18 protein-coding genes and 1 tRNA gene are annotated in these 20,917 nt (G+C 73.8%); 7 read left to right on the top strand and 12 right to left on the bottom strand.

Annotated elements, in window-relative coordinates; all coding sequences use genetic code 11:
• The first annotated feature begins 102 nt into the window (after positions 1-102).
• The gene (locus tag HGB54_RS05190; protein WP_168915501.1) at positions 103-726 is read left to right on the top strand and encodes an HAD family hydrolase; all 624 of its coding nucleotides are present in this window, start codon (positions 103-105) and stop codon (positions 724-726) included.
• 22 nt (positions 727-748) lie between these two features.
• Here the strand turns inward: HGB54_RS05190 and prmC are convergent, their stop codons facing one another.
• The 9 genes from prmC to HGB54_RS05145 all read right to left on the bottom strand — a co-directional run bounded on the left by prmC (position 749) and on the right by HGB54_RS05145 (position 12,559).
• Positions 749-1,612 (bottom strand): peptide chain release factor N(5)-glutamine methyltransferase, encoded by an 864-nt coding sequence (prmC, locus tag HGB54_RS05185; RefSeq protein ID WP_228545964.1) that lies wholly within the window; start codon positions 1,610-1,612, stop codon positions 749-751.
• Positions 1,613-1,640: 28 nt separating this feature from the next.
• Positions 1,641-2,723, bottom strand: coding sequence for a peptide chain release factor 1 (gene prfA, locus HGB54_RS05180; RefSeq protein WP_168915499.1), 1,083 nt, complete (start codon positions 2,721-2,723; stop codon positions 1,641-1,643).
• Positions 2,724-2,764: 41 nt separating this feature from the next.
• Positions 2,765-4,951, bottom strand: coding sequence for a transcription termination factor Rho (gene rho, locus HGB54_RS05175; RefSeq protein ID WP_168915498.1), 2,187 nt, complete (start codon positions 4,949-4,951; stop codon positions 2,765-2,767).
• Positions 4,952-5,139: 188 nt separating this feature from the next.
• Entirely contained in the window at positions 5,140-6,087 is a 948-nt protein-coding gene (gene thrB / locus HGB54_RS05170; RefSeq protein ID WP_168915497.1) for a homoserine kinase, read from the bottom strand.
• On the bottom strand, positions 6,087-7,172 hold the full coding sequence (gene thrC, locus HGB54_RS05165) for a threonine synthase (RefSeq protein WP_168915496.1): 1,086 nt from the start codon (positions 7,170-7,172) through the stop codon (positions 6,087-6,089). Before thrC ends, thrB begins: the two co-directional genes overlap by 1 nt.
• 5 nt (positions 7,173-7,177) lie before the next feature.
• Positions 7,178-8,506: a homoserine dehydrogenase gene (locus HGB54_RS05160; protein WP_168915495.1), complete on the bottom strand. Its 1,329-nt coding sequence runs from the start codon at positions 8,504-8,506 to the stop codon at positions 7,178-7,180.
• A complete protein-coding gene (gene lysA / locus HGB54_RS05155; protein ID WP_168915494.1) occupies positions 8,503-9,957 on the bottom strand; it encodes a diaminopimelate decarboxylase in 1,455 nt (484 codons plus the stop codon). The genes HGB54_RS05160 and lysA overlap by 4 nt, the downstream gene beginning before the upstream one ends.
• A gap of 92 nt (positions 9,958-10,049) precedes the next feature.
• Entirely contained in the window at positions 10,050-10,889 is an 840-nt protein-coding gene (locus tag HGB54_RS05150; protein ID WP_168915493.1) for an LmeA family phospholipid-binding protein, read from the bottom strand.
• A gap of 2 nt (positions 10,890-10,891) precedes the next feature.
• Positions 10,892-12,559 carry an arginine--tRNA ligase gene (locus HGB54_RS05145; RefSeq protein WP_168915492.1) on the bottom strand — a complete coding sequence of 556 codons (1,668 nt, stop codon included), beginning with the start codon at positions 12,557-12,559 and terminating at the stop codon, positions 10,892-10,894.
• Positions 12,560-12,621: 62 nt separating this feature from the next.
• Between HGB54_RS05145 and HGB54_RS05140 the strand changes: the two genes are divergently transcribed.
• Positions 12,622-13,230, top strand: coding sequence for a hypothetical protein (locus HGB54_RS05140; protein ID WP_168915491.1), 609 nt, complete (start codon positions 12,622-12,624; stop codon positions 13,228-13,230).
• Between the two features lie 35 nt (positions 13,231-13,265).
• On the opposite strand, the gene HGB54_RS05135 is transcribed toward HGB54_RS05140, so the two are convergent.
• Complete coding sequence (locus HGB54_RS05135) at positions 13,266-14,096, bottom strand: transglutaminase-like domain-containing protein (RefSeq protein WP_168915490.1); 831 nt, start codon at positions 14,094-14,096, stop codon at positions 13,266-13,268.
• Between the two features lie 89 nt (positions 14,097-14,185).
• Here HGB54_RS05135 and HGB54_RS05130 point away from each other — a divergent pair.
• Positions 14,186-14,261: transfer RNA gene (locus HGB54_RS05130), tRNA-Arg, on the top strand.
• 109 nt (positions 14,262-14,370) lie between these two features.
• Here HGB54_RS05130 and HGB54_RS05125 read toward each other — a convergent pair.
• On the bottom strand, positions 14,371-14,847 hold the full coding sequence (locus tag HGB54_RS05125; protein WP_168915489.1) for an ATP-dependent zinc protease family protein: 477 nt from the start codon (positions 14,845-14,847) through the stop codon (positions 14,371-14,373).
• A 25-nt stretch (positions 14,848-14,872) separates the two neighbouring features.
• Between HGB54_RS05125 and HGB54_RS05120 the strand changes: the two genes are divergently transcribed.
• Complete coding sequence (locus tag HGB54_RS05120) at positions 14,873-16,066, top strand: RimK family alpha-L-glutamate ligase (protein WP_168915488.1); 1,194 nt, start codon at positions 14,873-14,875, stop codon at positions 16,064-16,066.
• A gap of 34 nt (positions 16,067-16,100) precedes the next feature.
• Here the strand turns inward: HGB54_RS05120 and HGB54_RS05115 are convergent, their stop codons facing one another.
• On the bottom strand, positions 16,101-17,555 hold the full coding sequence (locus tag HGB54_RS05115; RefSeq protein ID WP_168915487.1) for a helix-turn-helix domain-containing protein: 1,455 nt from the start codon (positions 17,553-17,555) through the stop codon (positions 16,101-16,103).
• Between the two features lie 114 nt (positions 17,556-17,669).
• Between HGB54_RS05115 and HGB54_RS05110 the strand changes: the two genes are divergently transcribed.
• The 3 genes from HGB54_RS05110 to HGB54_RS05100 all read left to right on the top strand — a co-directional run bounded on the left by HGB54_RS05110 (position 17,670) and on the right by HGB54_RS05100 (position 20,909).
• On the top strand, positions 17,670-19,532 hold the full coding sequence (locus HGB54_RS05110) for a phosphoenolpyruvate carboxykinase (GTP) (RefSeq protein ID WP_407663498.1): 1,863 nt from the start codon (positions 17,670-17,672) through the stop codon (positions 19,530-19,532).
• Positions 19,533-19,627: 95 nt separating this feature from the next.
• The gene (locus tag HGB54_RS05105; protein WP_168915485.1) at positions 19,628-20,200 is read left to right on the top strand and encodes an RNA polymerase sigma factor; all 573 of its coding nucleotides are present in this window, start codon (positions 19,628-19,630) and stop codon (positions 20,198-20,200) included.
• Entirely contained in the window at positions 20,190-20,909 is a 720-nt protein-coding gene (locus HGB54_RS05100; protein WP_168915484.1) for a hypothetical protein, read from the top strand. The genes HGB54_RS05105 and HGB54_RS05100 overlap by 11 nt, the downstream gene beginning before the upstream one ends.
• Positions 20,910-20,917 lie beyond the last annotated feature (8 nt).

Genomic DNA, 20,917 nt, shown 5'->3' with positions numbered 1-20,917 from the left:
GCGTTCATCGTAGTGCGGCACACTGGCAGGACGGGCCCGGCGGCACCGCGACCGCCGACCGCGCCCGCTCCCCCGACCTCGATCCGAGAGCCCTCCTCCCCCATGAGCCTGCTGTTCCTCTTCGACATGGACGACGTCCTCTACGACTACGACTGGCGCGAGCGGATGGCGGGGCTCACCGCCATCACGGGCCTCGACCTCGACGAGCTGCGCCGCCGCTGGTGGATCAGCGGCCGCGAGTGGGCCGCCGAGGCGGGCGACCCCGCGACGCCGGAGGGGTACCTCGCCATGGTGAACGAGAGCATCGGCGCGAGCATCCCGCGCGAGGAGTGGGTGCGCATCCGCGGCGAGGCGACCCGACCCCGCCTCGAGGCCCTCGCGGCCGTGCAGCGCGCGACCGAGCTGGGCCGCGTCGCGCTGCTCACCAATAACGGGATCCTCGTGCACCACGACCTGCACCTCGTCGCGCCCGAGCTCGTGCCGATCATGGGCCGCGAGAACATGCACGCCACCGCGGCCTTCGGTGCGCGCAAGCCCGAGCCGCTCGTCTACGAGCGCGTGCTGCAGCACTACGCCACCGACGCGGCCGACGCCTTCTTCACCGACGACCGGCCCGAGAACATCGCCGGCGCCGAGAGCATCGGCATCACCGGGCACCTCTACCGGGACGCGGCCGGGCTGCTCGGCGCGATCGAGGCCTTCGCAGCCCGGGTGCCCGCGCGCTGAGCGACCGGCCTACCGGGGAGCGCTAGCGGCGGGCCGTGGTGGCCCGGTCGCGCCCGAGCAGGTCGCGGTGGGCATCCACCGCGGTGAAGCCGTCGGCGCGCAGGATGGCGGCGATGCTCGCCGCCTGCAGCTCGCCGTGCTCGATGACGAGCGCACCGCCGGGGCGCAGCAGCCGGAGAGCGGTGCGCGAGAGCGCCCGCACGGCGTCGAGGCCGTCCTCGCCGGAGTAGAGCGCCGCCTCCGGGTCGAAGAGCCGCACCTCGGGGTCGCGCGGCACCGCGCCGAGCGGGATGTACGGCGGGTTGGAGGCGACGACGTCGACGGCGCCGTCGAGCTCGGGCAGGGCATCCGCCAGATCGGCGAAGACGAGCCGCACGCGGTCGTCGCCGTAGCGCTGCACGTTGCGGCGCGTCCACGGCAGGGCCGCGGGCGAGTTCTCGACCGCGACCACGCGGGAGTGCGGCACCTCGGTGGCCATGGCGAGGGCGATCGCGCCGCTGCCGCTGCCGAGGTCGACCGCGAGCGGCTCGGGCGAGGCCGTGGCCTGGAGCGCGTCGATGGCGAACTGCACGACGAACTCGGTCTCGGGGCGCGGCACGAACACGCCGGGGCCGACGGCGAGCTCGAGCAGGCGGAACGGCGCGAGCCCGGTGATGTGCTGCACCGGCTCGCGGAGGGAGCGCCGCTCGATCGCCTCGGTGATGGCGAGGATCTGCTCGGCGTCGACGGCGCTGCGGATGAGGGCCTTCGCCTGCACCTGCCCGCGGCTGAAGCCGAGCACGTGCCCGATGAGCAGGTCGGCGTCGGCCTCGGGGCTCGGCACGCCCGCCTGCGCGAGCACCTCGATGGCGTGGCGCCGCAGGGCCTCGAGATCGGGCGGGGTCATCGGTCGCGCGGTCGGCTGCGCCACCGGGTCAGACGTCGGTCTCGCCGAGAGCGGCGAGCCGCGACTCCTCATCGGCCTGGATGCAGGACTCGATGACGGGGCCGATGGCGCCGTTCATGACGGTGTCGAGGTTGTACGCCTTGTAGCCCGTGCGGTGGTCCGCGATGCGGTTCTCGGGGAAGTTGTACGTGCGGATGCGCTCCGAGCGGTCCATGCCGCGGATCTGGCTCTTGCGGGCGTCGGAGGCGGCGGCATCCACCTCCTCCTGGTGCTTGGCGAGGATGCGGGCCCGGAGGACGCGCATGGCGGCCTCGCGGTTCTGGATCTGGCTCTTCTCGTTCTGCATCGACACGACGATGCCCGTCGGGAGGTGCGTGATGCGCACGGCGGAGTCGGTCGTGTTGACCGACTGCCCGCCGGGGCCGGAGGAGCGGAAGACGTCGATCTTGAGGTCGTTCTGGTTGATCTCGACCTCCTCCGGCTCGTCCACCTCGGGGAACACGAGCACCCCCGTCGTCGAGGTGTGGATGCGCCCCTGCGACTCGGTCGCCGGAACGCGCTGCACGCGGTGCACGCCGCCCTCGTACTTGAGGCTCGCCCAGACGCCCTGCGAGGGATCGGAGGCGTTCGACTTGATGGCGACCTGCACGTTCTTGAAGCCGCCCATGTCGGAGCTGGTCGCGTCCAGCAGCTCGGTCTTCCAGCCCCGGGACTCGGCGTAGTAGGTGTACATGCGCAGGAGGTCGGCCGCGAAGAGCGCCGACTCCTCGCCGCCCTCGCCGCCCTTGATCTCCATGATCACGTCGCGGGCGTCGTCGGGGTCGCGCGGGATGAGCAGACGGCGCAGCTTCTCCTGCGTCGTCGCCACCCGCTCCTCGAGCGCCGGCACCTCCTCGGCGAAGGCGTCGTCCTCCTTGGCGAGCTCGCGCGCCGCCCGGAGGTCGTCCTGCGCCTGCAGCCACACGGTGTTGGCGTGCACGATGCGGCTCAGCTCGGCGTAGCGCCGGTTGAGCTTCTTAGCCCGACCCGCGTCGGCGTGCACCGCGGGGTCGGCGAGCTGCTCCTGCAGCTCCTCGTGCTCGGCGATCAGTGCGCCGACCGAGTCGAACATGTCGTGCTCCCTCGAGAGCGGACCCCGCGGGGCCCGATCGGTCAGTCGTCCTTGTGGCCGGAGCCCTGGTGGCCGCTCTGCGGCAGCGCCTTCTGGATCTGCACGAGGAACTCGACGTTCGACTGCGTCTCCTTCAGCTTGCCGAGCACGATCTCCAGCGACTGCTGGGGGTCGTGACCGGCGAGGGCGCGGCGCAGGCGCCAGGTGACCTTGACCTCCTCGGAGCCGAGGAGCATCTCCTCGCGACGGGTGCCCGAGGCGCTGATGTCGACGGCCGGGAAGATGCGCTTGTCGGCGAGTTGGCGCGAGAGGCGGAGCTCCATGTTGCCGGTGCCCTTGAACTCCTCGAAGATCACCTCGTCCATCTTCGAGCCGGTCTCGACGAGCGCGGTGGCGAGGATGGTGAGCGAGCCGCCGTCCTCGATGTTGCGCGCCGCGCCGAAGAAGCGCTTCGGCGGGTAGAGCGCGGCCGAGTCGACGCCGCCCGAGAGCACGCGGCCGCTGGTCGGCGCGGTGACGTTGTACGCGCGGCCGAGGCGGGTGATCGAGTCGAGCAGCACGACGACATCGTGGCCCAGCTCGACGAGGCGCTTGGCACGCTCGATGGCGAGCTCGGCGACCGTGGTGTGGTCCTCGGCGGGGCGGTCGAAGGTCGAGGCGATGACCTCGCCCTTCACCGAGCGCTGCATGTCGGTGACCTCCTCGGGGCGCTCGTCCACGAGCACGACCATGAGGTGCACCTCGGGGTTGTTCTTGGCGATCGCGTTGGCGATGGCCTGCAGCGCGAGCGTCTTGCCGGCCTTGGGCGGCGAGACGATGAGGCCGCGCTGGCCCTTGCCGATGGGCGCCACGAGGTCGATGATGCGCGTCGAGAGCTTCTGCGGCTCGGTCTCGAGGCGGAGGCGCTCCTGCGGGTACAGCGGGGTCAGCTTGCCGAACTCGACGCGCGCGCCCGCCTCCTCGATGGTCTGGCCGTTGACGGAGTCGATCGAGACGAGGGCGTTGTACTTCTGGCGGCCCTGGTTCTCGCCCTCGCGGGGCTGGCGGATCGCGCCGACGACGGCGTCGCCCTTGCGCAGGTGGTACTTCTTCACCTGGCCGAGCGAGACGTAGACGTCGCTCGGGCCGGGCAGGTAGCCGGTGGTGCGCACGAAGGCGTAGTTGTCGAGCACGTCGAGGATGCCCGCGACGGGGATCAGCACGTCGTCGTCGCTCACCTCGGGCTCGAACTCGTCGCCGCCGGGGCCGCGGCCCCGCTTGCGGTCGCGCCCGCGGCCGCGGCCGCGCGCATCGGCGTCCTGCTCGGCGGCGCGGTTGCCCTGCGCCTGCGGGCCGTTCTGACCGCCGTCGTTCTGCGGCGCGCCCTGCGCGCCCTGACGGCTCTGGCCGTTCTGCTGGCCGTTCGAGTTCTGCTGGCCGTTCTGGCGGCCGCCCTGCTGGCCGCGGGCCGGACGGGCGTCGTCGCCCTCCTGCTCGGCGCCGTTCTGGGCGCTCTGGCCGTTCTGGCCGCCGGTCTGGCGGTCGCCGCGGCTGCGACGGTTGCGGTTGCGGCCGCGACCGCGGCCCTCGCCCTGCTCGTCGCCCTCGCGGGAGTCGGTGTCGCGGGAGTCGCCGTCGCGGGCCTCGTCGCGGGAGCGGTCGTCGGCCTCGTCGGCGGACGCGGCCTCGGGGGCGGTGCGCTCGGCGGGAGCGGCATCGGCGGCGACGTCGACGCCGGCCTCGCCGCCCGCGACGTGGGCGCGCGCGGAGCGGCGGCTGCCGCGGCCCGAGCGGGCGCCGGCGGCGGCCTGCTCGGCGGCGGCGGACGGGGCGTCGGCGGGCTGCTCGGCGGCGGGGGACGTCGCGGTCGCGCCGGTGGTGGTCGCGGGGGCGGGGGCGTCGGCCTGCTCCGGGGTCTCGCGCACGGCGGCGGTGACGGTGCTGCTCGAGACGCGGCGCGAGGCGCGGCGCTTCGGGGCCTCGTCGGCGGGTGCGGCCTCGGCCGCGGCGGGGGCCTCGGCGGGAGCATCCACCACGGGGGCGGCCTCGGCCGGAGCGGCCTCGTCGGACGGCACGGGGGCGGCGCCGCCCTGGTGCGCGGTGATCGCGGCGAGCAGGTCGCTCTTGCGGAGCTTGGAGACGCCGGGGATGCGGAGCTCGGTGGCGAGCTGCTGCAGCTGCGGGAGCTTCAGGGTGGTCAGGTCGGCGGGAACGCCCGCGCTCGCGGCGCGGTCGAGGGAATCAGTCACAGGGGGTTGGTCCTTTCGACTCCGCGGCGCACTGCCGCGAAGGATGGCGATCGCTTCGACACCGGCCGCACCGTAAGAGGCGGCGGGACGTGCTGTGGAACGGCTGTCGCGCGATGATCGCGGAGGGCCGGGAGAAAGCGAGAGCTGCTTGGGGATGACCGGGGAGGGTTAAACGGGCTACAGCGGGGCTAAGCCGCACCCTCGACCGGATTCGCCACCACTGTAGCACCCTTGAAATCGACGGCCAGCATATGCGCCTGCCACGGCGTGGTGCTCGCCTCGGCCACCACCTCGGCGGCCGCGAGACGCTCGGCGGGGTCGCCGCAGAGCACCAGCACCGAGGGGCCGGCGCCCGAGACGACGGCCGCGTAGCCCTTCGCCCGCAGCGCTCGCACGAGCGCGTCGGTCTCGGGCATCGCGGCGGCGCGGTAGTTCTGGTGCAGCCGGTCCTCCGTCGAGGCGAAGAGCAGCTCGGGGCTCTGGATGAGCGCCGCGATGAGCAGCGCCGAGCGCGAGACGTTGAAGATCGCGTCGGCGTGCGGCACCGACTCGGGCTGCAGCGAGCGCGCGAGCGCCGTCGACATCGTGCTCGTCTCGGGCACGCAGACCAGCAGCGAGACGCCGCGGTGCACCGTGAGCCGCTTGTGCTGCGGGCCGTCCTCCGCCATCCAGGCGATCGTGAGCCCGCCGAAGAGGGCGGGGGCGACGTTGTCGGGATGCCCCTCCAGCTCCGTCGCGCGGGCGAGCAGCCCCGCGGCGTCGATGTCGACGATGCCCTCGAGCAGTCCCTTGGCGGCCATGACGCCCGCGACGATCGCCGCGCCGGAGGAGCCCATGCCCCGCCCGTGGGGGATCACGTTGCGCGCGACGAGGTCGAGGCCGGGCATCCCGATGCCGTAGGCGTCGAAGGTGTGCCGGATCGAGCGCACGACGAGGTTGGTCTCGTCGACCGGCACCTCCCCCTCCCCCACGCCGTGCACCACGACGCTGGCGCCGGGCGCCTCGCGCACCGCCACGTCGAGCTCGTCGTAGACGGCGAGGGCGAGCCCGAGCGTGTCGAAGCCCGGGCCGAGGTTGGCGGTGGTGGCGGGCACCTTGACGTGCACCCGGCGGCCGGCGAGCCGCGGGTCGATCATCAGATGACGGCCTCGCGCTGCAGGCCCAGCACCTCCGCGACGCCCGCGGTGTCGGCCGGCACGACGGTCGGCGAGACCTCGGAGCCGTCGGCGCGCTTGAGCGCCCACTGCGGGTCCTTCAGGCCGTGACCGGTGACCGTGAGCACGACGGTCGCGCCGCGCGGGATGACCCCGGCCTCGCTGCGCTCGAGCAGGCCCGCGACCGAGATGGCCGAGGCGGGCTCGACGAAGATGCCGACCTCCTGCGAGAGCAGGCGGTGCGCCTCGAGGATGTGCGCGTCGTCGACGGCGCCGAAGTAGCCGTCGCTGTCGGCGTGGGCGTGCAGCGCGAGCTCCCACGAGGCGGGGTTGCCGATGCGGATGGCGCTCGCGATGGTCTCGGGCTTCTTCACGACCGAGCCCGTGACGAGCGGGGCGCTGCCCGCGGCCTGGAAGCCGAACATGCGCGGCAGCTTCGTGGTGACGCCGCGCTCGAGCTCCTCGCGGTAGCCGCGGTGGTAGGCGGTGTAGTTGCCCGCGTTGCCGACCGGCAGCAGGTGGAAGTCGGGGGCGTCGCCGAGCACCTCGACGACCTCGTAGGAGGCGGTCTTCTGGCCCTCGATGCGGTCGGGGTTGACCGAGTTGACGAGGTGCACGGGGTAGCCGGTGGCGAGCTCGCGGGCGATCTCGAGGCAGTCGTCGAAGTTGCCCTCGATCTGGATGATCTCGGCCTTGTGCGCGATCGCCTGGCTGAGCTTGCCGAGCGCGATCTTGCCCTCGGGCACGAGCACGGCGGCGGTGATGCCCGCGTGCGTCGCGTAGGCGGCCGCCGAGGCGGAGGTGTTGCCGGTCGAGGCGCAGATGACGGCCCGCGCGCCGTGCTCGACGGCCTTGGAGATGGCCATCGTCATGCCGCGGTCCTTGAAGGAGCCCGTGGGGTTCATCCCCTCGTACTTCACGTAGACGTCGGCGCCGGTGCGCTCGGAGAGGTACCGCGCCGGGATGAGCGGCGTGCCGCCCTCGCCCAGGGTGATGATGGGCGTCGCCTCGGAGATGTTCAGACGGTCGGCGTACTCGTGCAGGAGACCGCGCCACTGCTTCGACAAGATTTCTACAGTCCTTCTACTCGCAGCACGCCGGTCACGCTGTGGACGACCGTGCTGGTGGTCAGTGCCGCGACCGTTGCGGCGAGATCGGCCTCCCGAGCCTCGTGGGTGCCGATCACCAGGGTAGCCGCGGGCGCTGCGCCCGCCGGCTCGGCGTCGGAGGCGACGATCGACTGCTCGATCGTCTCGAGGGAGACCCCGTGCTCGCTGAAAAGGGTGGCGATTCGCGCGAGCACGCCGGGTTCGTCCGCCACCTGGAGGGTGATCTGGTAGCGGGTGGTGACGGCGCTGATGGGCAGCACCGTCAGGTCGGCATTCGTCGACTCTGCCACACCCGGGCCGCCGACCACGTGCCGACGGGCGGCGGAGACCACGTCTCCCAGCACGGCCGAGGCCGTCTGGATGCCGCCGGCGCCCGCGCCGTAGAACATGAGCGGGCCCGCGGCCTCGGCCTCGACGAAGATCGCGTTGTTCGCGCCGTGCACCGCGGCCAGGGGGTGGTCGAGCGGCACGAGGGCCGGGTAGACGCGGGCGGAGACGCCGTCGACGCCGGCCTGCGCGTCGATGATGCGCTCGCAGATCGCGAGCAGCTTGACGACGTAGCCGGCCTTGCGGGCGGCGCGCACGTCGTCGAGGGTCACCGAGGTGATGCCCTCGCGGTGCACCTCGTCGAGCGGCACGCGGGTGTGGAAGGCGAGGCTCGCCAGCAGCGCGGCCTTCTGCGCGGCGTCGAAGCCCTCGACGTCGGCCGTCGGGTCGGCCTCGGCGTAGCCGAGCTCGGTCGCCGTCGCGAGCGCCTCCTCCATGCTCTCGCCGTGGCGGTCCATGCGGTCGAGGATGAAGTTCGTCGTGCCGTTGACGATGCCGAGGATGCGCTCGACCCGGTCGCCCGCGAGCGAGTCGCGCAGCGGCCGGATGATCGGGATGGCCCCGCCGACGGCGGCCTCGTAGTAGAGCTGGGCGCCGACCTGCTCGGCGGCCTCGAAGAGCTCGGGCCCGTGGGTGGCGAGGAGCGCCTTGTTGGCGGTGACGACGTCCGCTCCCGAGTTCAGGGCCTGGAGGATGAGCGTGCGCGCCGGCTCGATGCCGCCCATGAGCTCGACGACGATGTCGGAGCCCAGGATCAGGCTCTCGGCGTCGGCGGTGAGCAGCTCGCGCGGGATGTCGGTGTCGCGCGGAGCATCCACATCGCGCACCGCGACGCCGACGAGCTCGAGGCCGGCGCCGATGCGCGAGCCGAGCTCGTCGCCGTGGCGCAGCAGCTGGTCGGCCACCTGGGAGCCGACGGAGCCGCCGCCGAGGACGGCGATGCGCAGGTTTCGGTACTCGATCACGCGGGGTCTCCTTGTCGTTCGGCTGCGGGTGCTGCGCCGGCGTCGGTGCCGGGGTGCGCGAGCACGTCGCGCCGCAGCAGGTCCTCCTCCGTCTCCCCGCGCACGATGACGCGGTCGACGCCGTCGCGCACGGCGACGACGGCGGGACGGGCGAGGTGGTTGTAGTTGCTCGCGAGCGAGAAGCAGTACGCCCCCGTCGCGGGCACCGCGACGAGATCGCCGGGGGCGACGTCGCCGGGCAGGTAGTCGGCGTGCACGACGATGTCGCCGCTCTCGCAGTGCTTGCCGGCGAGGCGCACGAGGGCGGGGTCGGCCGCCGAGGAGCGACCGGCGAGCCGCACGCCGTAGTCGGCGCCGTAGAGGGCCGGACGGGCGTTGTCGCTCATGCCGCCATCGACGCTGACGTAGCGCCGCACCGCGGTGCCGCCGCCCTCGAGGCCCACGACGACGTCCTTCGTCGTGCCGACCTCGTAGAGGGTCACGCCCGCGGGCCCGATGATCGTGCGACCCGGCTCGACCGCGATCACCGGCACGGGGATGCCCAGCTCGCCGCACACGGAGGCCACCGCCTCGGCGAGGCCCTCCGCGATGCGCTCGATCGGCAGCGGGTCGTCGCCCTCGAGGTAGGCGATGCCGAAGCCGCCGCCGAGGTTGAGCTCGGGCACCTCGCCGCCCTCGAGCAGCGTCGCGTGCAGGGCGAGCAGGCGCCGCGCCGCCTCGAGGAACCCGTCGACGACGAAGATCTGCGACCCGATGTGCGAGTGCAGCCCGAGGAACCGCAGGTGAGGGGCGTGCGCCCGGATCGCAGCCACGGCGGCGGGCGCCTCGGCGAGCGGGATGCCGAACTTCTGGTCCTCCCGCGCGGTGGCGAGGTACTCGTGGGTGTGCGCGTGCACGCCCGAGTTGATGCGCAGGCGGACGGGCTGCGTGCGCCCGTGCCGCTCGGCGGCCGCGGCGATGCGCTCGATCTCGACGAGCGAGTCGATGACGATCGCGCCGACCCCGACGCCGACGGCGCGGTCGATCTCGCGCAGCGACTTGTTGTTGCCGTGCAGCCCGACGCGCGCCGGGTCGACCCCGGCCGCGAGCACGACGGCGAGCTCGCCGCCGCTGGCGACGTCGATGTTGAGGCCGTCGGCGGACATCCAGCGCGCGATCTCGGTGCTGAGGAACGCCTTGCCGGCGTAGTAGACGGTGGCGCGGCCGCCGATGGCGCCGAAGGCCGCGTCGAAGGCGCGGCGCGTGCGCACGGCCCGGTGACGGGCATCCGCCTCGTCGATGACGTAGAGCGGGGTGCCGTGGGATGCCGCGAGCCGCGTCGCCGGAACGCCCCCGATCTCGAGCGCGCCCGCCTCGTCGCGCCGCGCGGACCCGGGCCACACGGCGGCGGCGAGCGCGTTCGCGTCATCCGGATGGCGGAGCCACGCGGGGGCGAGAGGGTTCACGGTCACGGTGCGGCTGCCTGTCGTGAGAGCGGGGAGAGGGGCGGAGGGGACGGCGGATCGCGCCGACGCCCGAGTTTACGGGACGCTCGGTGGGCGGTTCAGCCGCAGGAGCCGGTGCGCGGGCCGTCGGGCGTCGACAGCGCGACGTCCTCGCCGCCGAGCTCGAGCACGATCGTCCCGCCCGTGACGACCGCGGAGCGCAGCGAGATGCCCTCGGGCAGCCGCTCGTCGACGCAGATCGAGGGCGCGGCGAGGGCGCCGCCCTCCGCATCGAGGCCCAGCAGCCCGAGCAGGTCGCCGAGCGGCACGTCCTCCCCCTCGGCGAGCGCGACGTCGGTGGGGGTGAGCACGAGGGCCCCCGCATCGACGCTCGGCTCGAGCGCGACGGTGAGGGGCAGCTCGGAGCCGAAGATCGGCAGGGCCGTGTCGAGGCGGATGAGGCCGTCGACGAGCTCGAGCCCGCGGAACGGCAGATCGAGGAAGGTCTCCCCCGCGGCGCGCACGGTCTCCTCCGGCACGGTGACGGTCGCGTCGATGCCGTCGACGGCCCGCCCGCTCTCGAGGGGCACGCCCGTGAGCACGAGCTCGAGGTCGCCGGAGAAGGGCGGCAGCTCGATCGCCTCGGCGCCGACCGCGACCTCGTCGAGGCGGCCGCCCAGCAGTTGCAGCAGCACGGAGGCGCCGGCGATGCGCACGTCGAGCTCCTGGTCGGCGGGCAGCGCGAGCGCCGTGCGCACCTCGTCGGCCACGCGGGCGGTGGTCTGCTGCCGGGCGACCGACTCGGCGACGACGGCCGCGATGACGAGGAGCACGACGACGACCACGAGCACGATGACGGCGACGAGTCCGCGGCGCCGGCGACGCGGCGGGGCGGGTGTCGTGGCCGGGGCGGCGGCGGGGTCCGACGCGGCGGGCGCGGCGCCCGCGCTGTCGCTCATCGTCACATCCGCTCGGGAGCCGAGACCCCGATGAGGTCGAGGCCGGTGCGCAGCACCTGGCCGGCGGCGTCGTTGAGCCACAGGCGGGCGCGGTGCACGTCCTCGACGGGGTCGTCGCCCTGCGGCGCCACGCGGCACACGTCGTACCAGCGGTGGTAGGCGGCGGCGAGCTCCTCGAGGTAGCGGGCGACGCGGTGCGGCTCGCGCAGGTCGGCCGCCTGGGCGACGATGCGCGGGAACTCCGCGAGGGCGCCGAGCAGGATGCTCTCCGTCTCCTCCACGAGCGCCTCGGCCGCGAAGCCCTCCTCGCGGCGCACCCCGGCGGCGGTCGCGTTGCGCGCGACCTGGTGCGTGCGCGCGTGGGCGTACTGCACGTAGAAGACGGGGTTGTCGTTGGTGCGCTTCTGCAGGAGCTCCGGGTCGAGCGTCAGCGGCGAGTCGGCGGGGTACCGGGCGAGCGAGTAGCGCAGCGCATCGGTGCCGAGCCACTCGCGCAGGTCGTCGAGCTCGATGATGTTGCCCGCGCGCTTCGACAGGCGCGCGCCGTTGATGCTCACGAGCTGGCCGATGAGCACCTCGATGTCCTTGGCCGGGTCGTCGCCCGCGGCCCCGGCGAGCGCCTTGAGGCGGTGGACGTAGCCGTGGTGGTCGGCACCGAGCAGGTAGATCGTGTGCGCGTAGCCGCGGTCCTTCTTCGAGAGGTAGTACGCCGCGTCGGCCGCGAAGTAGGTGTAGACCCCGTTGCCGCGCTTGATGACGCGATCCTTGTCGTCGCCGAAGTCGGTCGTGCGCACCCAGATCGCGTCGTCCTCGTCGAAGACGTGGCCCTGGGCGCGCAGGCGGTCGACGGCCCCGTCGATGGGGCTTTGCTCGCCTCCCGCGGCGTCGTGCAGGGTGCGCTCGCTGAACCAGACGTCGAAGCGCACGTTGAACTTCTCGAGCGACTCGCGGATCTCGCCGAGCTGCTGGGCGTAGGCGAACTCGCGTGCGGCGGCCACAGCCTCGTCGCGCGGCATCGAGGCGAGATCGGGATGCGCGGCGAGCGCCCGGGCGCCGAGATCGGCGATGTACTGCCCGGGGTACGCGTTCTCGGGCGCGGGCTCGCCGAGCGCGGCGGCGAGCACGGAGGCGCCGAAGACGTCCATCTGCGCGCCGGCGTCGTTGATGTAGAACTCGCTCGCGACCTCGGCGCCCGAGGCGGCGAGCACGCGGCGCAGCGAGTCGCCGAGCGCCGCCCAGCGGGTGTGCCCGATGTGCAGCGGGCCGGTGGGGTTGGCCGAGACGAACTCGAGGTTGATGACCTGGCCGGCGAGGGTCTCGGTGCGGCCGTACGCGGCGCCGGCCTCGACGATCGTGCGCGCGAGCATCCCGGCGGCCGCCGCATCGAGGCGGATGTTGAGGAAGCCGGGACCGGCGATGTCGACCGCCGCGACGCCCTCGATCGCCTGGATGCCCGGCACGAGCTCCTCGGCGAGCGCGCGCGGCGCGAGGCCCACGCGCTTGGCCACCTTGAGCGACACGCTCGTCGCCCAGTCGCCGTGATCGCGGTTGCGGGGCCGCTCGAGGGCGATGTCGCCGACGCTCAGGCGGGCCGCCTCGGCCTCGTCGCGTCGCCCGACCGCCGAGGTCACGACGGCGAGCAGGGAGGAGGCGAGGAGGTCGGGATTCACGAGGGTCGATCCTACCGGGCGCGCCTCGGGCGACCGCCGCGTCGAGGCGGCATGATGGCCGCATGACGGGTCGGATGCGGGGGGCGGCTGCGGTCGCGATGGTGACGGCGGTGCTGCTCGGCGGCTGCGTCGGCGACGACGAGACGGCGGAGCCGAGCGCGACGCCCTCGGCGCCCTCGTCGAGCGCCTCGCCCAGCGCGAGCCCCGAACCCTCGGCGACCCCCGAGCCCTCCCCCAGTGCCCCGGCGGAGGAGCCGGACGAGGCCGACGCGCTCACCGCCGTCCCCCTCGGCGTCGGCTGCGACGCGCTCGTGAGCCCGCAGGCCCTCTACGACTTCAACCCCAACGTCGGCACCGACCCGGCCTTCGACGCCGGCGCCTGGGCCCTCGCCCCCGCCGTTGCCGCGCTGCAGGGCAGCGCCTGCGGCTACCTCAACCAGACCAGCGGCGAGCGGCTCGCCGTCTCGGCCGCCCGCGTGGCCCCCGAGAGCGTCGGCGATCTCGCCGCGCAGGTCGCCGCGCGCGGGCCGGCCTTCCGCACCTCGGGAGCCACGAGCACCCTCGAGGTGGTCGCGGGCGACCGGTGGATCGTCGTCGAGGCGCCGTCGTTCTTCGGCGAGGGCGACCTGCAGCCGCTCGCCGACGCCGCGCGGGCGAGCACCGGCGGCTGAGCAGCGCCGCCCGTCGACGCGCGCGGCCCCGCGGGTCAGCGCAGGGCGACCTCGGCCGTCGCGTCCTCCTCGAGCCGCTCCGAGGCCGCGGCCTCGACGCGGATGCCCGTGAGCGTGAGCCAGGAGCCGTCGTTGGCGAGGAAGGCCGTGTCGGCCGAGTCCCGCCCGGTCGCGATGCGCAGCATCCCGGATCGGGGCGCCAGCCCGGTCGCGTCGAGCAGCAGCCACTCGTCGTCGATCGCCACCTCGACGACCGCGTGGAAGTCCATCGGCTCGAGCTGCGGCGCGTAGACCGAGACGGTGCGCGCCGGCAGGTCGGTCGCGCGCAGGATCGCCGCGAGCAGATGCGCGAAGTCGCGGCACACGCCCTTCGCCTGCTCGAGGGTCTCGACGATGCCGTCGGTCGGCCCGGTCGTGCCCGGCCGGTAGTCGAGGGCCTCGGCGACCCAGTCGCGCACGACGAGCACGCGCTCGCGCGGCGCGATGGCCATGAACTCGTCGACGAGGCCCGCGGGCAGCAGGTCGCCGTAGAGCAGGTCGGCCTGCGCGTACCGACTGGGCCGCACGTGCACGATGCGGTCGACCGCGTCCACCCGGCGCGGCGCCGCGCGGCCCGTGACGGTGGCGCGGTACTCGATCTCGAGCTCTCCGGGGCCGGCCTGGGCCGTGTGCCAGCGCGTGCCGCCGGGCCCGGTCACCTCGGTGACGGCGACGGGATGCCCGTCCAGCGTCACCCGCAGCGACTCGACGAGCTCGGCCGGGCTCGGATCCGCGACCGCCACGGCGAGCACGAGCCCGCTCTCGCCACTGAGGTGCGCCTGGAGCCGGCTGCCGACCGTGCGCACGAGCGGTGCATCCCCCGTCACGTCGTCACGCCCCTCATGCCGTCGCCCCCGTCATGCCGTCACTCTGGCACGACGGCGAGCGCCGGGGAACCCGCTACGCTAGGAGTCACGCCTCCGTAGCTCAGGGGATAGAGCATCAGTTTCCGGTACTGAGGGCCGCAGGTTCGAATCCTGCCGGGGGCGCCACAACACCGGTCGACGGCCCGCGGATCACGATGATCCCGGGCCGTCGTCGCGTCCGGGATCTTTCGGGGCCGACCGCGCCGTCGCGCGCGGGCCGTCGGGGCGCGCGGCCTCAGCGCCCGCGGTTGGCGCGGCGCACCTCTTTCGGCGCGCGCCCCCCGAGGAACGAGCGCCGGGCATCCACCACGAAGCCCTGCCGCAGGGTCTGGCGGCCGATGAGCATGCGGAACCCCATCGCGTCGCGGTTGCTGAGCGTCATCTCGGTGGGCACGACGACGCCGTGGATCTGCACGTCCATGATGACGACGATCCGCTCCTGCGCGTGGCCGGAGGAGCTGCGCACGCTGCGGCGATCGTGCACGGGGCACTCGATCTCGACCTCGTCCTCGTCGCTCGCCTGCCATGGCCGGATGCGGAAGCGCACACGCTCCTCAGCGCCCTCCCCGGTGACGCGCACGTCGAAGGCGTGGATGGTTGAGGTGCGGGCGCCGGTGTCGAGCTTCGCCTTGATCCACGGGATGCCCGCCCCGGGCAGGCCGACCCACTCGCGCCACCCGGCGATGGTGGTTGAATGGGCGCTCCTCGTCACGTCACCATCTTGTCAGGGGCTCCCCATGAAGATCGCCATCCTCTCGCGCGCCCCGCAGTCGTACTCGACCGCGAGGCTGCGCACCGCCGCCCACGACCGCGGCCACACCGTCAAGGTGCTCAACACGCTGCGCTTCGCGATCGACCTCTCGGGGCCCGAGCCCGACCTGCACTTCCGCGGCCGCCCGCTGTCGAGCTACGACGCCGTGCTGCCCCGCATCGGCAACTCGATCACCTACTTCGGCACCGCCGTCGTGCGCCAGTTCGAGCAGATGGACGTCTTCACCCCGAACACCGCGAACGGCATCAGCAACGCGCGCGACAAGCTGCGGGCGACGCAGATCCTCTCCCGGCACGACATCGCGATGCCGGCGACGGCCTTCGTGCGCAACCGCGCCGACGTGCGCCCCGCGATCGAGCGGGTCGGCGGCGCGCCGGTGGTCATCAAGCTGCTCGAGGGCACGCAGGGCATCGGCGTCATCCTCGCCCCCCAGGTGAAGGTCGCCGAGGCCATCATCGAGACGCTGCACTCGACGAACCAGAACGTGCTCATCCAGAGCTTCATCTCCGAGAGCCGGGGGCGCGACATCCGCGCGCTCGTCGTCGGCGACCGCGTGGTCGCGGCGATGCGGCGCACGGCCGACGGCGACGAGTTCCGCTCGAACGTGCACCGCGGCGGCCGCGTCGAGGCCGTCACGCTCGACCCCGCCTACGAGCGGGCCGCGGTGCGCTCGGCGCAGATCATGGGCCTGCGCGTCGCGGGCGTCGACATGCTCGAGGGCAACGACGGCCCGCTCGTCATGGAGGTCAACTCCTCCCCCGGGCTGCAGGGCATCGAGACGGCGACGAAGCTCGACGTCGCCGGCGCGATCATCGATTACATCGCCCACGAGGTCGCGTTCCCCGACATCGACGTGCGCCAGCGCCTCGCCGTCTCGACGGGCTACGGCGTGGCCGAGCTGGTGGTGCACGCGGGGGCCGACATCGTCGGCACGACGCTCGGCGAGTCGGGCATCCTCGAGCGCGACATCACGGTGCTCACCCTCAACCGCGGCACGACCGTGATCCCGAACCCCCGCCGCGGCCAGGTGCTGCAGGCCGAGGACCGCCTGCTCTGCTTCGGCAGGATGGACGAGATGCGCTCGATGACGCCGAGCCGGCGCCGCCGGGCCTCGGTGCGAAAGCTGCCGAAGGTGCCCAAGCCCGCGCCCGTCGGCTGAGCGCGCCCGGCCCGCTCACCACCGGCCGGCCCGCTCAGGCCGGTGCGGCGCCCTCCGCGGCCCGCGGCGCGTGCGCCTCGAGGAAGCCGTAGAGCTCCTGGTCGTCGACGCCGGGGAAGGTGCCGCTGGGCAGCGGCGACAGGATGTGCGCGTGCAGCTTGGCGCTCGTCCAGACCTTGCCGCCCCAGCGCCGCCCCAGCGAGCCGTCGGGGCGCTTGCAGCAGGCCGGGTCGGGGCAGGTCGAGACGCGGCGCTCGGTGGTCTCGCGCCCGCGGAAGAACTTCGCCTGCGCGAAGGGCACCCCCACGGTGATGGAGTACTCGTCGGTCGAGCTCGAGCCGATCTGCGTCGACTCCCAGTAGGTGCCCTCGGGGGTGTCGGTGTACTGGTAGTACTCCGTCGTGCGGGTCGTGCGCGCGAAGGCACGGCGGGCGGCCACGTTGCGGCAGACGAGCTGCCCCTCGACCGAGCCGGTGACGTCGACGGGCAGGCGAAGCCCGTCGTTCTCGTAGGCCTTGTAGACCGCGCCGTCGTCGCCGACCCGCAGGAAGTGCAGGGTCAGGTCGAGGTGGGCGGTGGCGAGGTTGGTGAACCGCAGCGCCGCCGCCTCGTGGGTGACCCCGAAGGCGTCGCGGAAGTCCTCGACGGCGATGTTGCGGTCGGCCTTCGCCTGGGTGAGGAAGGCGACCGACTGCGCGCGGGGCATGAGCGCGGCGGCGGCGAAGTAGTTGATCTCGAGCCGCTGCTGCAGGAACTGCGCGTAGGTGCTCGGCACCTCGTGGCCCAGCAGGCGATGCGCGATCGCCTGCAGCGCCATCGAGCGCAGGCCGTGCCCCCCGGGGATGGAGGCGGGCGGCAGGTAGATGCGGCCGTTCTCGAGGTCGGTCACGGAGCGCGCCGAGTGCGGCAGGTCGTGCACGTAGACGAGCTCGAAGCCGAGCCGGGTCGCCATCACCTCGACCTCGCGGTGGGTGAGGGCGCCGCTCACGTGCCCCGTCTCGGCGACGGTGCGCTCGGCGAGCTCCTCGATCTCGGGCAGGTGGTTGTCGAGCGTGCGCATGTGCAGGCGCAGCTCGGTGTTCGCCCGCCGCGCCTCCTCCGGCGTCGCGATCGTGCGCCGCTCGCGGGCGACGAGCTCGCGGTGCAGCCCGACGAGGGAGGCGAGCACCTCGTCGCTCATCGAGCGGCCGGGGCGCACGACGGGCAGGCCGAGCGAGCCGTAGAGGGTCGAGCGCTGCGCCCTCTCGAGCTCGACCTCGAGCGCGGCGCGCTCGCTGGGCGGGCTCTCGTCGAGCAGGGCCGAGAGCGGCACCCCGAGCGCCTCGGCGATGCCGGTGAGCAGGCCGATGCGCGGCTCGCGCTTGCCGTTCTCCATGAGGGAGAGCTGGCTGCCGGCGACGCCGACGCGCTCGCCGAGCTGGTCGAGGGTCAGCTCCGCCTCGGTGCGGAAGTGGCGGATGCGCTGGCCGAGGATCATCAGGTCGCTCATGCCTTGACCATACCGAAAGAAGCAGGTTTCTTTCGAGCAGATTGACACGAATGGATGCCCGAGTCTCATCAGGATGGACACATCAAGGTTTCCTTCCCGAGAGTGGAGTCCCCCGTGACGCTGATCGAGCATCCCCGCACCGGCCGTGACCTGCCGCCGCGCGCCGCCGCCGCGAGCGCGACCCCCGCCGACGCCCGTCCGCACGCCGTGGCCGCCTGGGTCGACGAGATGGCGCAGCTGCTGCAGCCCGACGCCGTGCACTGGTGCGACGGCTCGACGCGCGAGCGCCACGAGCTGCTGCAGGGCCTCGTCGCGGCCGGCACCCTCGAGCAACTCAACCCCGACCTGCGCCCCTACTCCTTCCTCGCCCGCTCCGACGAGCGCGATGTCGCGCGCGTCGAGGAGCGCACCTTCATCTGCTCGACCGATGAGGCCGATGCCGGCCCGACCAACAACTGGGCCGAGCCGACCGCGATGCGCGCCGAGCTGACGGAGCTCTTCCGCGGCGCGATGCGCGGCCGCACCCTCTACGTCGTGCCCTTCTCGATGGGCCCCGTCGGATCGCCCATGGCGAAGATGGGCGTGCAGCTCACCGATTCGCCCTACGTCGTCGTCAGCATGGGCACGATGACGCGCATGGGCTCGGCGGCGCTCGGCGCCATCGACCGCGGCGCCGACTGGGTCGCCGCCCTGCACAGCGTCGGCGCCCCGCTCTCCCCCGGCCAGCAGGACGTGCCGTGGCCGTGCAACGAGACGAAGTACATCGTGCAGTTCCCCGAGAGCCGCGAGATCTGGTCGTACGGCTCCGCCTACGGCGGCAACGCCATCCTCGCGAAGAAGGCCTTCGCGCTGCGCATCGCCTCGGTGCAGGCGCGCGACGAGGGCTGGCTCGCCGAGCACATGCTGCTCATCAAGGTGACGGCGCCGACGGGCAAGGCGTACCACCTGGCCGCCGCCTTCCCCAGCGCGTGCGGCAAGACCAACCTCGCGATGCTGACGCCGAGCATCCCGGGCTGGACGGTCGAGACGATCGGCGACGACATCGCCTGGCTGCGCATCGGTGCCGACGGCCGCCTGCGCGCCATCAACCCCGAGGCGGGCTTCTTCGGCGTCGCCCCGGGCACCGGCCCCGCGACGAACCCGACAGCGGTCGAGACCCTCTGGGGCAACACGATCTTCACGAACGTCGCCCGCACCGACGACGGCGACGTGTGGTGGGAGGGGCTGAGCAAGCAGGCCCCCGCGAACCTCACCGACTGGCGAGGCGAGCCCTGGAGCCCCGACTCCGGTCGTCCGGCCGCGCACCCGAACTCCCGTTTCACCGTGTCCGCCCAGCAGTGCCCGTCCATCGCGGGCTCGTGGGAGGACCCGGAGGGCGTCGTCATCGACGCCATCATCTTCGGCGGCCGCCGAGCGAGCAACGTTCCTCTGGTGGTAGAGGCGCGGGATTGGGATCACGGCGTCTTCATGGGCGCCACGATCGCATCCGAGCAGACGGCGGCCGCCGAGGGCACCGTGGGCGAGCTGCGGCGCGACCCCTTCGCGATGCTGCCCTTCTGCGGCTACAACATGGCCGACTACTTCGCGCACTGGCTGGCCTTCGGGCGCACGCTGCGCCGCTCGGCGCGCGTGCCGCGGGTGTTCCAGGTCAACTGGTTCCGCAAGGGCGCCGACGGCTCGTTCCTGTGGCCCGGCTTCGGCGACAACGCCCGCGTGCTGCAGTGGATGGTCGAGCGCCTCGACGGCACCGCCTGCGCCGACGACTCGCCGCTCGGCTCGGTGCCGCGCGCCGGCGAGCTCAACGTCGACGGCCTCGACCTCGACGAGGAGCGGCTCGCCGAGCTGTTCGCCGTCGACCCCGAGGCCCTGCGCGCCGAGGCCGACGACATCGAGCGGTTCTTCGCGAGCTTCGGCGACCGGATGCCCGCGGAGCTCGACCGTCAGCTCGAGCTGCTGCGCCGCCGCCTCGACGCGTAAAGCGGCGGCACCGCCCTCGTCCGCTCTTCCGTCGCCCGCCCGCGCGTGCGAGGGTGGCGGCAGCCCCGTCGGGGGCGAGGGCGGGAGGCATCGCGGTGGCACGCGCGGCGGAGGGCTGGGAGCGCACGCTCGCGCGCCTCGTCGCCGAGCGCGGCGACGCCCTGCTGCGCTACGCGCACCTGCTCTGCGGCGACGAGGACGACGCCGCCGATCTCGTGCAGTCGGCGCTCGTGACCGCGTTCGGCCGGCTGCGGCCGACGACCGACCTCGACCTCGCCGAGACCCGCGTCAAGCGCGCGGTGCTCGCCGCGGCCGTCGACGGCGGGCGCCGCCGCGACCGCTGGCGGCGATCGGCGCACCTGCATGCCGCGCCCGCGACCGCCGCGCCCGACTCGGAGCGCGTCGACCGCCGGTACGACCTGCGCGTCGCCCTCGGCCGGCTCAGCCCGCGCGAGCGGGCCTGCGTCGTGCTGCGGTACTACGGCGACCTCCCCGTCGCCGCGATCGCCGCCGAGCTCGGCATCAGCGAGGGCGCCGTCAAGCGGTACGTGAGCGACGCGCTGGCGCGGCTCACCGGAGTGCTCGCGGAGGGCTCCGGCGCCCCGACCGCGGGATCGCACGCCCTCGATGACGACGCCGCGACCCGAGGAGGCTCCCGTGTCGGATGAGCAGCTGCGCACCGCGCTCGACCGCGCGGCGGAGGGCGCGCCCCGGGCATCCCGCCTCGACGTCGATGCCGCCGTGCGCGCCAGCCGCGCCCGCCGCCTGCCCGCGCAGCTGCTCGTCGGCGCGACCGCGGCGGTGCTCGTGATCGGCGGCGGCGGGATCGCGCTCGGCGCGCTGCCCGGCACCGGCGCGTTCACCTCGGCCGCGGACGAGTCGGCCGACGCCCCGGCGGCGGGCGGCGCCGAGGCGGATGGCGAGGGGGCCGCCGGCAGCGACCCCGGCGCACTGCCCTCGTGCGGCGCCGCGCCGGCCGCGGCGGGCGTCGACGCGGGGCTCGAGCTCATCGTCGAGGCCACGGGGGCCGCCGCCGCGGACGGCGTGCCCGTGCGGATCACGCTGCGCAGCACGGCCGACGCGCCGCGCGAGCTGCGCGTCGCCTCCGCCCCGACGACTGCGCTCGCTCGCGACGGCCGCGTGCTCGGTGCCGCCGGTTCCGCCGGAGCGGCCGCGACCCCGTTCACACTCGCACCGGACCAGGAGCGATCGTGGACGACCGTCGTCCCGGCGATCTCCTGCGCGACCGGTGCCGCGATCCCTTCCGTCGACGTGAACGACGCCGAGCTGCTCGCCGCCGTCGCCGTCGAACTGCTCGACGCGGGCGGCGAGGTCGTCGCGGTGACGTCGGCGCCCGCGCCGATCACCGCCCCCTGAGGCTGCGG

It is taken from the genome of Microcella flavibacter, from assembly GCF_012530535.1.
Lineage (GTDB): Bacteria > Actinomycetota > Actinomycetes > Actinomycetales > Microbacteriaceae > Microcella > Microcella flavibacter.
This window is presented reverse-complemented; position numbering and strand designations above follow the sequence as displayed.

Excerpts from the sequence above, each read along its gene's own strand:
- HGB54_RS05190 (WP_168915501.1), top strand. The coding sequence starts at position 103 with ATGAGCCTGCTGTTCCTCTTCGACATGGACGACGTCCTCTACGACTAC.
- prmC (WP_228545964.1), bottom strand. The coding sequence starts at position 1,612 with ATGACCCCGCCCGATCTCGAGGCCCTGCGGCGCCACGCCATCGAGGTG.
- prfA (WP_168915499.1), bottom strand. The coding sequence starts at position 2,723 with ATGTTCGACTCGGTCGGCGCACTGATCGCCGAGCACGAGGAGCTGCAG.
- thrB (WP_168915497.1), bottom strand. The coding sequence starts at position 6,087 with ATGATCGACCCGCGGCTCGCCGGCCGCCGGGTGCACGTCAAGGTGCCC.
- HGB54_RS05150 (WP_168915493.1), bottom strand. The coding sequence starts at position 10,889 with ATGAGCGACAGCGCGGGCGCCGCGCCCGCCGCGTCGGACCCCGCCGCC.
- HGB54_RS05140 (WP_168915491.1), top strand. The coding sequence starts at position 12,622 with ATGACGGGTCGGATGCGGGGGGCGGCTGCGGTCGCGATGGTGACGGCG.
- HGB54_RS05120 (WP_168915488.1), top strand. The coding sequence starts at position 14,873 with ATGAAGATCGCCATCCTCTCGCGCGCCCCGCAGTCGTACTCGACCGCG.
- HGB54_RS05115 (WP_168915487.1), bottom strand. The coding sequence starts at position 17,555 with ATGAGCGACCTGATGATCCTCGGCCAGCGCATCCGCCACTTCCGCACC.